The sequence below is a fragment of the Sphingobium sp. EM0848 genome, assembly GCF_013375555.1.
GTDB lineage: Bacteria > Pseudomonadota > Alphaproteobacteria > Sphingomonadales > Sphingomonadaceae > Sphingobium.
This window is the reverse complement of sequence record NZ_JABXWB010000005.1, coordinates 339,328-352,391: the sequence shown is the minus strand read 5'-3', so window position 1 is coordinate 352,391 and position 13,064 is coordinate 339,328. Positions and strand designations below refer to the sequence as shown.

General features: G+C 60.7%; 8 protein-coding genes. 7 read left to right on the top strand and 1 reads right to left on the bottom strand.

The features are described from left to right. The first annotated feature begins 110 nt into the window (after positions 1 to 110). Both HUK73_RS19975 and HUK73_RS19970 read left to right on the top strand, forming a co-directional pair. Positions 111 to 1,052 carry a LysR family transcriptional regulator gene (locus tag HUK73_RS19975; RefSeq protein ID WP_176593608.1) on the top strand — a complete coding sequence of 314 codons (942 nt, stop codon included), beginning with the start codon at positions 111 to 113 and terminating at the stop codon, positions 1,050 to 1,052. Between the two features lie 24 nt (positions 1,053 to 1,076). Continuing rightward, complete coding sequence (locus tag HUK73_RS19970; protein WP_176593607.1) at positions 1,077 to 2,444, top strand: MFS transporter; 1,368 nt, start codon at positions 1,077 to 1,079, stop codon at positions 2,442 to 2,444. Here HUK73_RS19970 and HUK73_RS19965 read toward each other — a convergent pair. After that, on the bottom strand, positions 2,427 to 3,752 hold the full coding sequence (locus HUK73_RS19965; protein ID WP_176593606.1) for a FadR/GntR family transcriptional regulator: 1,326 nt from the start codon (positions 3,750 to 3,752) through the stop codon (positions 2,427 to 2,429). The two genes, HUK73_RS19970 and HUK73_RS19965, sit on opposite strands and share 18 nt — an antisense overlap. Before the next feature lie 381 nt (positions 3,753 to 4,133). Here HUK73_RS19965 and HUK73_RS19960 point away from each other — a divergent pair, with 381 nt between their 5' ends. The 5 genes from HUK73_RS19960 (at position 4,134) to HUK73_RS19940 (ending at position 12,848) form a co-directional block, all read left to right on the top strand. Then, complete coding sequence (locus HUK73_RS19960; protein ID WP_176593605.1) at positions 4,134 to 6,230, top strand: TonB-dependent receptor; 2,097 nt, start codon at positions 4,134 to 4,136, stop codon at positions 6,228 to 6,230. Between the two features lie 26 nt (positions 6,231 to 6,256). Further along, positions 6,257 to 7,408 carry an acyl-CoA dehydrogenase family protein gene (locus tag HUK73_RS19955; RefSeq protein ID WP_176593604.1) on the top strand — a complete coding sequence of 384 codons (1,152 nt, stop codon included), beginning with the start codon at positions 6,257 to 6,259 and terminating at the stop codon, positions 7,406 to 7,408. A gap of 22 nt (positions 7,409 to 7,430) precedes the next feature. After that, the gene (locus HUK73_RS19950) at positions 7,431 to 9,575 is read left to right on the top strand and encodes a CoA transferase (protein ID WP_176593603.1); all 2,145 of its coding nucleotides are present in this window, start codon (positions 7,431 to 7,433) and stop codon (positions 9,573 to 9,575) included. 69 nt (positions 9,576 to 9,644) lie between these two features. After that, positions 9,645 to 10,517, top strand: a complete 873-nt coding sequence (locus tag HUK73_RS19945; RefSeq protein WP_176593602.1) for an alpha/beta fold hydrolase — start codon at positions 9,645 to 9,647, stop codon at positions 10,515 to 10,517. A gap of 78 nt (positions 10,518 to 10,595) precedes the next feature. Continuing rightward, a complete protein-coding gene (locus tag HUK73_RS19940) occupies positions 10,596 to 12,848 on the top strand; it encodes a TonB-dependent receptor (protein ID WP_176593601.1) in 2,253 nt (750 codons plus the stop codon). Positions 12,849 to 13,064 lie beyond the last annotated feature (216 nt).

Here is a 13,064-nt window from a genome sequence, read left to right as displayed (position 1 = left end):
GATGATCATTAACTAGCTTGCTATATCCTTTTGCGTGAGGCAGGTTTCCGGCGAACAAGGCATCGCACCGGCAAGATCGACGGGCCAGCCAATGGGACGAGGTTCAGGACATGACGGGATCGGCATCTCGATCAACGGCCGTGCGCGACGTCAATCTTTCCGGCCTGGACCTCAATCTGCTGGTCGTTTTCGACATGATCCTGATCGAACAGAGCGTGTCGCGCGCCGCCGAGCGGCTGCATCTGACCCAGTCGGCGGTCAGCCATGCGCTGTCCCGGTTGCGGTTATTGCTGCACGATCCGCTGTTCGTGCGAACGCCGCAGGGCATGCAGCCGACTGCGCATGCCGAGGCTCTGGCGGGGCCGGTGGCTGCTGTCCTTCGGGACATTCGGACCTTGCTGGTCCCCAGCGCGCAATTCGATCCGGCGACTTCCACCCAGCGCTTCACACTGGGCATGACCGACTATGTCGCGGCGGTGGTGATGCCTGCCCTGGCGCGTCGGATGACAGCGGGTGCGCCGCATGTTCGACTGGTGGTGCAGCCATCGAACGCCCGCAGCTGCGGACAGATGATCGAAAATGGCGGGATCGATCTTTATGTGGGCAGCGAACCGCCCCATCCGCCTAATTTTCTGGCGTCCTCCCCGCTGTACGCCGACGAGGCGGTCTGTGTGGCACGCGCGGGACATCCGGCCCTCTCTGGTGGACTGTCGCGCGACGATTTCCTGCACTGCGCGCATCTCCACATCTCGCCCTTCGGCGCGTTGGGGGCGATAGATCAGGCGCTGGCAAGCCAGCGCGTGACACGACGCATTGCCATGACGATAGGCGATTTTCTGGTCGCTCCCTCGATCATCGAACAGAGTGATCTGATCGCGGTCTTACCCCGGCGGATCGCCGAACCGATGTTGGCGCGTTACGCGCTGGCGATGACCGAATCCCCGTTCGATTTCGGCGCCTTTCCGATCAGGCAGACCTGGCATCGGCGCTTCGACAAGGACCCGGGGCTGAACTGGCTGAAAAGCGAAATAGAAGCGGCGTGCAGCCGATAGGCGCTCAAGCGCGGAAGGAGATGTATGGCAAGCTCAGGATCGGTAGCGGACAAGCTCTTCAGCGCCGATATGGCGCCGGCCCAGACCGGAGGCTATGCTTGGTTCGTCGCTGGCATGTTGTCGATCGCCTATCTGCTGTCGATCCTCGACCGCTATCTGCTGAGCGTGCTGATGGAGGATGTGAAGCGCGGGCTGATGCTCAGCGATACCCAGTTGGGCATGCTTCAGGGACCAGCGTTCGTGATGATGTTCCTGATCGCCAGCGTTCCGTTCGGGCGGCTGGCCGATATCGCCAATCGCAAGCTGACGGTGACGGGCGGCCTTGTCTGCTGGAGCCTGGCGACGATAGGGTGTGGCCTTTCCCGCAGTTTCGCGGAATTGATGGCCGCCCGGTTGATGGTTGGCTTGGGCGAGGCGGCGCTGATTCCCTGCGCCATGTCGATGATCACGGCCTGTTTCTCGCGCGACAGGCTCAGCCGGGGTGTTTCGATCTTTTCGATGGGTGGGTCCTTTGGCCGAGCTGTGGCTTTCGGCGGCGGGGGTATGCTGCTGGCCTGGTTTGTCGCGAATGGAGGGTTGAGGGTCGCGGGTGTCCGCACGCTTGATCCGTGGAATTCGGTATTCATGACCGCAGGTTTGGCTGGCCTTGGCTTTTCGTTGCTGTTCCTGCTCTTGGTTCGAGAGCCGCCGCGCATGGCTCCGACAGGGCCGCGCGCGGGCATCGCCAGCGGGTTCGTCCATGTCTGGCGTCATCGCTGGGCCTATGCGGCGCTGTTCATCCCGTTTGGCATGACGACGGGGATGACCGCCGCGATCGCCGCTTGGTCGGTCAGCTTCTATGTCCGGGATCATGGACTGGATGTCACCGCTGCGAGCGGTCTTGTCGGCCTGACGGGCTTGCTGGCCGGACCTGTCGGCCATCTGTTCGGCGGTTGGCTGAATGATGACCTCGGCCGACGCCATATTGCCGGCGCCCAGCCGCTGATCCTGGCCGGAGTGATGCTGGCGGCGGTCCTGTTCGCCAGCCTGTTCGCGCTGGCTCCATCGCTGGTCGTCGCTGCTGTCGCTTATGGCTTGGCCTATTTCAGCCTTTGCGCCGCTGGCCCTACGGCCTTTGGCGGCGTGCAATTGCCGACGCCAGCCGACCGCCGGGGCGTCGTGTCGGCAATTTTCCTGATCACCTATAATGCGCTGGGCTTCGGCCTCGGTCCGCTCATCGTAGGCCTGATCGGCGACAGGATCGTGAAAGACCCGAACCAGTTGGGTCTGTCCATCACCCTCACGCTGCTGATGCTGATCGCGATCGGCCTGCCTTTCGCGCTGCTCGGCCGCCATGCCTTTGCTCGCGCCGTTGCCGAGCAGGAAGCAATGGTCTCACAAATGCCGCGATGAACGGTCGAGATGGAATTTCATCTGCCGTCGGGCGCCCGCCGCGTCGCCCTCGCAAATCGATCCGATGATCTTTTCATAGTCCTGTAAATAGTCCGAAGTGGGCTGGGCATCCAATTCCGATAAAATCTGATGGATGATCCCTGAGACGAAAATCATCACATTATTGCCTGAGCTTTCGATGATGGCTTGAAACAGCGCAGCTGAGTTGTGCGTCTCATGGGCAGCCTGGATGTGTGCCTCATTCTTCGCCGCCATCCCGGCCGCGCGAATCTCCAGCGCATAGCGGATTTCAAAGACATGCTCGCGCGTGATCGGGAGCGTCATGAGGAAACGGACCGCAGCGGCAGAGGCAGGGCCGGGATCAGGCAGCGCGACACGCAGACCCCCACCTTTGCCCCGCCGGGTTTCGACGACAGAATGCGCTTCCAACATGCGTATGGCTTCGCGCAGCACGGAGCGACTCACGCCAAATTGCAGGAGGAGTGCGGATTCCGAACCCATGGAATCGCCGGGTTGCAGGCCGAGTTCCGCAATCTGCCGACTGATCTTGAAAGCGATCCATCGCGGCAATTTGCGGTCGCCGCGGGCATCGTCCGTCGCGATCCGGCTCATCGTGGCGATTTGCGACCGCTCGACCGCACGATATTGGTTGAGGAAATCCTGCCGCAGCGCAGTCAACGCCGTGAAGCTGTCGCAGGATAGGATGCCATCAATGATGGCACGCTTGGTTCCTCGCGACTGGTGGAGATGGTGCGCGAGATTTTCCGGCTGATGGAGTCGAGCGACACTCAAACCCGACAGGGAAAGCTGAAATGCATCGATCAACGTCATCAGTATCGGGTTGCGTGACAATTTTGCGATCAGCGCCCAAAATTGTCTGAATTTCGTGGATTCTTCCACAACATCGCCAAAAGGCGCCGCGAAATTCTCCCGGAACGCGGCGATCTGATCGGTGCCTTCCTCATCCAGATGCAGGATGGCCAGTTCGACGGCTTTGGCTTCCAAAAGCTGCCAGACCTCGATCAGGTCGTGGATGCGGACATCGGACACTTCCAGAAAGGCAGCCAACTCCCCGACATTGGCTTCATAGGCCGGGGCCGTGACGAGCAGCCCCCCGCCTTTGCCCGCCTTCATGGTGCCGATACCATGCAGCTCGATCAGGCCGAGCGCCTCGCGCAGCACGGCACGACTGACGCTAAAATTGCGGATCAGTTCAGCCTCGGTGGCGATGATTTCCCCAACCGGCCAGCCAGCCTTCGCAATCTGTTCGCTGATTGATCGCGCAATCTGAGCGCTGAGCTTCCCCATGCTGCGACCATGCCGCGAGATGGACCGATCGTCAATCGGTCGAACGAGTCGGAAGCGACTCTATATGCTTTAATAGTGTGCTGTTTAAAGCCTAGACGGTACAGCCCTGCCGGACGGAAATTGGAAATAATCATATAAAACAATATATTAATTAATTCGGAGGCGTCGCGCCCAGCCTATTGCGTATAATGGTATGCTTGTATATTATGCACATGCTGAGAATCGGACCATGCTCAGGACATCATGATGGCCGGTAACAGGAGGGGATAAATGCCGAGATATTTCGGATGCCTACGCGCGCGCCAAATGGCTGGATGCGCCATTTTTGCTTTTGCCATTCACGCCCATGCCGCATCCGCCCAGGAGGGGCCGAAGACGAGCGTGACTGAAGGCCGTGACGGCAGCATTGCCGATATTGTGGTTACGGCCAACCGCCGCGAAGAACGGTTGCAGGATGTCCCCGCGTCGGTCACCGCCGTATCGGCCGATCTGGTCGCGGCGCGCGGCCTGTCGGACCTCAAGGCTCTGAACGAAGCCGTGCCCAGTCTGGTTCTCGTGCGCAGTGCGACATCCAATACGCCTTTTTTGCGAGGGATCGGCGCCGCTGCGGCGTCTCCGTCGAATGAACCGTCCGTCGCGACCTATGTGGATAATGTCTATATTCCAAGCAATGTCGCAACAGTGTTCGACTTCAACAATATTGAGCGGATCGAAGTCTTGCGAGGTCCGCAAGGGACCTTGTTCGGCCGAAATGCCGTAGGTGGCGTGCTGCATGTCATAACCCGTGATCCGACCGCGACACCGGCGATGGATATGGATCTGACCTATGCCAATTACGATACCGTCGTCGCCAATGCCTATGCTTCGGGCGGGATAAGCGACAATCTGTCGGTCAATTTTGCCGGCCATATTGCGGACCGCAATAAAGGCTGGGGCCGCAATATCGCGACGGGCAAGGAGGTCTATACCTATTCGGACATCTCGGCGCGGGCGAAGCTGCTATGGACGCCGGGTCCGGACACCCGGATATTGCTGGCCGCTGACATTGACAGGTTCAACGGCGATCAAGGCGTCCTGAGAACAGCCGTTCCCGGAACCGTGACAGCAGGCGCTACGGCCAATGCTGGCTTCTATAATGTCAACAACAACGTCGATGCCCGGAACAAGGTCGACGCCCAGGGCGGAAGTCTCCGCGTGGATCAGGATTTCGGCGGTCTGAATATCACAAGCATCACCTCCTATCGTTCGGTCCGGCAGGACGTCCTTTATGATCTCGATGCGTCCGTGGTGCCGCGCACAGCTGTCACTCTGGCAACGGAAGTCGATACTTTCTCTCAGGAATTGCAGTTGAAGTCAGCGCCGAAAGCACCGGTGCGATGGATTTTGGGTGCCTTCTACTTCAACGACAAGACCGGCTATGCGCCTCAGGGCGTTCTGATCGGAACGACGACGCAGCAATATGTCAATTCGCGGCAAAGCACCCAGTCCTTTGCTCTGTACGGTCAGGCCACCTTCGAGCTGTTCGACCGCACCAGCCTGACGGCGGGACTTCGCTACACGGCGGACAAGCGGAAGATCGAGGGACGCACGACCGTCAACGGCATCCAGACCCTGTCCGCCAAGGGCGACACCGATTTCAACAAGATGACATGGCGTCTTTCGCTGGATCATCGCTTCACCAATGATGTGATGGCCTATGTCTCCTATAATCGCGGGTTCAAGAGCGGCGTGTACGACGTCACCAGCTATTTCAATCCAGCCGTCGCTCCCGAGATATTGGATGCCTATGAAGTCGGATTGAAGACCGACTGGTTCGACCGACATTTGCGCGTCAATATTTCAGCTTTCCATTATGATTATTCCGATATCCAGGTCACGCAAATATTGGGCACGACGGCCATCACGGTGAACGCCGCCAAGGCAAGGGTCAATGGCGCCGAACTGGAAGTGACCGCCATGCCGGTGGAGGGGCTCAGTTTGACCGGCGGCCTGTCGCTTCTGGACGCCAAATATAAGGATTTCCGCAATGGTCCGCATTTCTCCCCCAATGGGGCGGCGGCGACCTGTGCGATCATCGATTATCCCGCCAATGCGCCCGGCGGGCAGACGCAAGTGGCGGGCGGATGCGATTTTTCCGGCAACCGGATGATCTTTTCGCCGCCGATGACCGTCAATGTGGCGGCCAACTACACGCTGAATCTGGCGAACGGCAGCGATCTGCTGTTCAATCTCAGCTATTTCCATACCGCTCGCTTCTATTTCGAACCGGATCATTCGATTGCGCAAAATCCCTATGGGCTGCTCAGCGCGTCGCTCGGCTGGCGGTCGGCGGACCAGCGGCTTGGCTTGCGTCTGTGGGGCAAGAATCTGACGAACGAGCAGTATTTTGCCGGGGCGAACAGCACCTCGGCCGGACGCCTCTATAGTGCGGCGGAACCGCGTACCTATGGCTTCACCCTGTCCTATCATTTCGACTGATCCGCATCTTACGGGAGACATTATCTATGCTGGCCATGCAGGAGCGCCCTGTTTTTACGCCGGAACATGAGCAATTCCGGCAGACGGTCCGCCGCTTCTTCCGAACCGAAGTCGATCCCCATTATAAACAGTGGGAACGTGACGGCATTTATGACCGCGATATTTTCCGCAAGGCGGGCGAATATGGGATTTTGCAGGCGGGGATACCGACTGAATATGGCGGTATGGGCGGCGACTTCCTGCATCATGCGATCTTGCATGAAGAGGCCGGCTATTCGCTGGGCGGCATCAGCATGGGCGGAGGGCTGAGCACCGACAGTTCCAGCTATCTCATCTATGCGGGCGGCACGGAAGCCCAGAAAAAGGCGTGGTTGCCGCGCTATGCATCCGGCGATGTGATCGCGGAGGCCTGTTTCACCGAGGCGCAGGCGGGCAGCGACCTGCGTGCGATCCGCACCGTCGCCCGGCGGGATGGCGGTGACTATGTCATCAACGGCGCGAAACTATGGGTGACCAACGGCGTCCACTGCAATTTGCTGCCGACCTACGCGCTAATCGATGAGGGCAGCGGCAAGCCGGGCGCGGGCATATTCCTGATCGACGCCAGCATGCCCGGTGTGAATAAGAGCAAGCCGATCGAAACCATCCACAGAGGCTGCGGCGCGGAGATCGAGTTGTTTCTGGAAGATGTGCGCGTTCCCGCTGACCGGCTGGTCGGAGAAGGGGATTCGGCGGCTCTGCCCAATGTCCTCAAGGTCATCACCGACATGCGGGTGGCGCAGGCGTGCCGCTTTCTGGCGGGTGCCGAACTCGCCTTCGACCTGACCGTCGATTATGTGCGCAACCGCAAGGCTTTCGGTCAGAGCATCTTCGACTTTCAGGCCACGCAGCACGCGCTGGCCGAGATGAAGACCGGAATTGCAACGCTGCGACCCTTTGTCGATCAATGTCTGGACAAGATACAGCTGGGCACGCTGGCCCCGGCGGAGTCGGCCATGGCAAAGCTCGCGGCATCGGAACTGGAGTTCAGCGTCGCGGACCGGTGCCTGCAACTGCATGGCGGCATGGGTCTGGCGGTGGAAACGCCGATTTCGGGAATCTTCACTACCTCTCGTATTCACCGCATCTTCCTGGGAACGTCGGAAATTCAGAAAAATGCGATTGCAAAGTCGATCTGATCAGCGATGGGGGAGGTGAGGGATGAATGAAGCCGGGTCATATCTGAAAGGATTGAAAGTCCTCGATCTGGGATCGGGCATGGCCGCTGCCCTGGTGGCCAAGTTCCTGGCCGATGCCGGTGCCGAAGTCTGGCGCGTTCCGCCGGTGGGCGACGTCGCTTATGAGGCGCTCTATCCCGCCTACCGGACTTGGCATGCAGGTGGCCACTTATGCGGGATGGATGACAGGGAAACGCTTCTGGCGAGCGCCGATCTGTGCCTCATCGGGGGAGAGGATCATCCCGACGTGACGCCCTTCACGGTCGATGCTTCGTCCCATCCGCGTCTCATCACCATCCGCATCGATGGCAATCCACCGGATATGGAAGGCGCGGGCCGCCCGTCGAGCGAATTTCTGGCGCAGGCGCTTTCTGGGCTGGCCTTCGAACATTATCCGGATCGGCCGCTTGCCATGGCCTTTGCGCCGGCGAATATCGGTGCAGCCTTTCAGGCGCTGCTCGGCGGGCTTGCGGCGCTGATCGAGCGGGAGAGCAGTGGCTTGGGGCAGGTCGTGCGGACGTCCCTGCTGGAAGGCGCGATCAGCTGGCTGCCGATGTTCTGGATGGACATAGAGAAGCCGACACCGGCGGCCGCCTTCATCACGCCCAAGGATGCGATGCCGCTGATCTTCCAATGTGCGGACGGGCAATTCCTCCATCTGGTGATCGGCGCTGCGGGGTCGAAATATAAGCTCTATCGCCTGCTGGGCATTGATGATCCGACGGTATTGCCCGGAGACAGCGGCATGCCCCGGCCGGGCGGTGATCCGCGTAATTTCTATGGGGATATCGACCTGATCGCGTCCCGTTGCGCCTTGTGGCAGCGGGATGCGCTGTTGCAGGCGCTATGGGCGGAGGGCTTGCCAGCCGAGCCGGTTCTGGCGCCCGGCGCGTGCTGGGACGATCCGCAGATCATCCGCAACGGGGTGATCGTCCGCCATGCCGAAGGGGTCGACTCTGTAGGCTTGCCCATGCGCGCCACCCGAACAGCCGCAGGCAAGCCGCGCCCTTTGCCCGTTGGGCAGCGCCCGCTCGAAGGCATCAGAGTGGTCGACTTCGGCGCCTATGTTGCTGGGCCGCTGGCTTCGCAACTGTTGACGGGTCTGGGCGCGGATGTGGTGAAGGTCGAGCCGCCGAGCGGCGATCCCAGCCGTGGATTGATCCGCGGCTATATCGCCTCCAACCGGGGCAAGCGCGGCATCGCGCTGGACCTGAAAGACCGCGAAGGGCTGAACACCGCGCAGTCGCTCGCGGTCGACGCCCATATCGTCACCAGCAATTTCCGTTCCGGCGTCTCGCATCGGCTGGGCATCGATGCCGAGACACTGGCATCCTTGCAACCCGACCTCATCATATTGGAGAGCCCGGCCTATGGATCGGACGGCCCCAGCGCACAGCGTGCCGGGTTCGACATGGTGATGCAGGCGGTGACAGGGTTGGAGCAGCGCGCGGGGATCGAAATCCGGCGCGGAGCAAAGCTGCGGCAGCCACTATGGAACCGGCTGTCGATGGTCGATTTCGCGGCGGGCACGCTGGGCGCGATCGGCCTGCTCTGCGCCCTGTACGCGCGGCGGCGGGATGGTGGGGGAAGCCGGATGGAAATGCCGCTGATCAATGCCGGGCTTTTCCTGCTGTCGGAACTCATCCGTCTGCCTGATGGGCAATTTGCAGGCGCTGACCCGATCAACGACAGCGGAACGGCGATCCATCCGCGGGAGGGCTTCTATCCTGCCCGCGACGGTTGGATTGCGCTATCGGCGCGTGGGGAAAAGGTCCGGCACGCCCTGTCGGCGATGACAGGTCTTGCCGAACCCACGCAGGCTGCCATCGGCGCGATGTTGGCGCCGCTGTCCATGGCGGACGCGATTGCGATGCTTCGGGACGCCGGGATCGGGGCGGAAATCTGCGTGCGGGATGGGGAGGCCCGTATGCTGGGCAATGAGGCGTTGGCGGCGCGGGGCATGGTGCGGATTTCGGATCATCCCGTCATGGGCCGGATGAAGGATCTGGGACCATGCTTCAGCCTGTCCCGTTCGCCCTTGGGCAACTATGTCCCTTTGCATGGCGTGGGCGAACATGATGCCGAGATTTTGGCTGAACAGGCTGCGCGTCGTGCCTCGGTCTTATAAAGTACGCTAGCATATTTTCATGAGGGGCTGTAGGCAAGGTCAGGGCCGGGGGGAGGAAAGGGTTTGACCATGGACATAAGCCGCCGTGAATTTCGGACCCCGGACGGGCTGACGCTGATCGCAGATGTTGGCGGTCCCGAGGAGGCGCCGACCATTGCCTTGCTGCATGGCGGCGGACAGACGCGCCATAGCTGGGCAGGGGCGATGCGCCGGTTGATCGGCGAGGGCTATCGTGTGATCAATTTCGACGCGCGTGGGCATGGCGACAGCAGCTGGTCGGACAGTGGCGATTATTCGCTCGGCGCGCGCGGGGCGGATTTGCAGTTCGTGCTGGGCGATGCGCGGCCGGTCGCGCTGGTGGGCGCTTCGATGGGCGGCATGACCAGCTTCCATGCGGTGGGCAACGGGCTGCTTCCGCAGGTGACCGCGCTGGTGCTGGTCGACATCGTATTGCGGCCAGCGCCGGGCGGGGTGGAGAAAATCCAACGCTTCATGCGCGCCCATGATGATGGCTTTGCCAATCTGGAGGAAGCCTTTGCCGCTGTGGCTGCCTATAATCCCGAGCGCAAGACGCGGCGCGACCCGTCGGGGCTGATGAAGAATCTGCGCGCCCGCGAGGATGGCCGGCTTTATTGGCATTGGGACCCGCGCATGATGGCCGTTCGGCCGACAGCGGAGCCGCCCGGCTGGACCGAGCAATTGCTGGCAGCGGCAAGCCATGTCCATATTCCCACCCTGTTGGTGCGCGGCGGGCGCAGCGACATTGTCGATGATGCCGGGGTGGCCGAACTGGTGCGGCTGGTGCCGCAGACGGAGGTGCATGGCGTGCCCGAGGCAGGCCATATGGTCGCGGGCGACCGCAATGATGCCTTCAACGACAGCGTGGTGGATTTTTTGCGGCGCATCCGCTTCGGTCAGGACGGGGCCGACGCATCCATTTGACGGATATGCATTATTATATTGATTGTCAGCATATCATAATCTAGCAAACTAAAAAATTGTTTCTGGGAGGATGGGCTGATGTCGGTGAAACTGCGTCATTTTCTGGCTGTGCTGACGGCAGGTTCCGCTATCGTAACGACAATGCCGGCAAGGGCGCAAGCGTCCGATGCGCAGGCGCCGGAGCAGGGCGCGATCGGCGATATCGTCGTCACGGCGCAGCGGCGTTCGGAATCCTTGCAGAAAGTGCCGATCGCCATCGCGGCGATCACCGCTGACGGTCTGGTGAAGGCGGGGATCGAGGGCACGACGCAACTCGCCAATGTGACGCCCGGCCTGACGCTTGGCGGGGAGCGTAGCACCATCGCCCCCTATCTGCGCGGCGTGGGCTCGAAAAACTCCGCACCCGGCGATGAATCCGGCGTCGCCACTTATGTCGACGGCGTCTATATCGCAGCGCTCTCCGGCGTGAATCTGATCTTCAACAATATCGAGCGGATCGAGGTGTTGAAGGGGCCGCAGGGCACGCTGTTCGGTCGCAACGCGACCGGTGGTCTCATCCAGATCATCACCAAGAAGCCATCTCACGACGCCATGCTGGATGGCGAGATTGGCTATGCCAATTACGACACCTATTCCGCCAAGGTCTATGGCACCGCGGGCCTCAGTGACAGGATCGCGGTCGATCTGGCGGCGGTCTATGTCAACCAGAATAAGGGCTATGGTCGCAACAGCGGATCGACGCCGGGCGTTGCGGGTGAGCAGGTGAACCGGAAGGAAGAATGGGGCGTGCGCGGCTCGCTGTTGTTCGAGCCGAGCGATACGCTGAACTTTCGCCTGACCGGCGACTATACGCATCGCGATTCCGACATTGGCAATGTGCGCATCATCTATCCCGGCACGCGCACCACCGGCGGCTATAGTTTCGACGGCAATGACTATGGAACGATCAGCAATCTGACCTCCTTCGGCACGTTCAAGCAATGGGGCGTGTCGCTGGTGGGCGAGTGGCAGGTCGGCGATGCGACGCTGAAAAGCACGACCGCCTACAGGGATTATCAAAATGACAGCCGTTACGATCAGGATGCCTCGCCCTTATCGCTAGTCGACGCGATCCTCAATGAATCGACCCGATCTTTCCAGCAGGAACTGGTGTTGATCGGCACGACTGGGCGGTTGGAATATACGGCGGGGCTGTTCTATTTCCATTCCAAGGCGGCGTTCGAACCGCTGGCGGTACGCAGCGCCACGGCCGCGCTCAACAGTGCCATTTATGACGATGTCACGACCGACAGCTATGCCGCTTTCGTGCAGGGCACCTACAGGCTGACCGACAGCACGCGGCTGACGGCGGGCGTCCGCTATACCCGTGACGAACGCACGCTGGATGGCGAGACGATCGCGCTGGCCGGGCATCCGCTGGGCGCGGGGACGGTCATCAACACGACGGACGACAACCCGACACGGCCGGTCAGTGCGGCCTTTCCGGACGGGGCCTTTTCCAACAATGTGGCTTTTAAGAAGTTGACCTGGCGGCTGGCGATCGACCATCAGCTGAGCCGCGATGTGCTGCTCTATGCCTCCTACAGTCGGGGGTTCAAGAGCGGCATCTTCAACCTAGGTGGTCCCTATTTCCCGCCTGCCCGGCCGGAAACGATCGATGCGTTCGAAGCCGGGTTCAAATCCGACCTGCTGGGCCGGACATTGCGGCTCAACATGTCGGGCTTCTATTATGATTATAAGGATTTGCAGCTCAACCGCCTGATCGCCGGGGCGAGCTTCATCTACAATGCAGCGCAGGCGCGCATCTACGGTCTGGATGCGGAGGCGATCATCGCCCCGCCGGTGCAGACCGGCGACCTGCAATTCCGCATGGGCCTGTCGCTGCTCGACAGCGAATATAGCGAGTTCAAAAATGCGCGCATCTATACGCCGCGCACCGTTGCGCCCTTCGGCAATGTGGAAACCATCACCGACGCCTCGGGCAATCAACTGGTCAACGCGCCGCCGGTCACGATCAATCTGGGCGTCGATTATGAACGGCCGGTGGGTGGCTTGCAGGCCGGGTTCAGCGCCAATTATCTGTTCAACGGCGGCTTTTACTGGGACCCGGGCAATCGCAAGGATGTGAAGCAGGATGCCTATGGCGTGCTCAACATGCGCCTCAGCCTGTCCGCGCCCGATGAGCGATGGAGGCTGGCGCTGTTCATGAACAATGTGACGGATGAGCGCTATTTCCAGAATGTGACCGTCTCGGGGATCGGCGACAATGCCTTTTACGCGCCGCCGCGGACCTATGGCGTGACGCTGGGGTTCAAGCTGGGCGGACGATGATGAGGCTCGTTGAGAACAGCATTGCTTTTTTAGTAAGCATATTTATCATATGCCCGTCAGAGTCGACCACAAGCATGGCGGCTGGCGGACGATCTTTGATCGGGAGAGGGTCATAGTCATGAATTATCTGGCATGGGGTGTGGACTGGATTTGCCGGATATATGCGCTGACAGCGGAAGATCAGTCCTATCTGTACGCCTGCGCCGATATCGCCAA

Coding starts and splice junctions, on each gene's coding strand:
- HUK73_RS19955 (WP_176593604.1), top strand. CDS start 6,257: ATGCTGGCCATGCAGGAGCGCCCTGTTTTTACGCCGGAACATGAGCAA.
- HUK73_RS19940 (WP_176593601.1), top strand. CDS start 10,596: ATGTCGGTGAAACTGCGTCATTTTCTGGCTGTGCTGACGGCAGGTTCC.
- HUK73_RS19945 (WP_176593602.1), top strand. CDS start 9,645: ATGGACATAAGCCGCCGTGAATTTCGGACCCCGGACGGGCTGACGCTG.
- HUK73_RS19970 (WP_176593607.1), top strand. CDS start 1,077: ATGGCAAGCTCAGGATCGGTAGCGGACAAGCTCTTCAGCGCCGATATG.
- HUK73_RS19975 (WP_176593608.1), top strand. CDS start 111: ATGACGGGATCGGCATCTCGATCAACGGCCGTGCGCGACGTCAATCTT.
- HUK73_RS19950 (WP_176593603.1), top strand. CDS start 7,431: ATGAATGAAGCCGGGTCATATCTGAAAGGATTGAAAGTCCTCGATCTG.
- HUK73_RS19965 (WP_176593606.1), bottom strand. CDS start 3,752: ATGGGGAAGCTCAGCGCTCAGATTGCGCGATCAATCAGCGAACAGATT.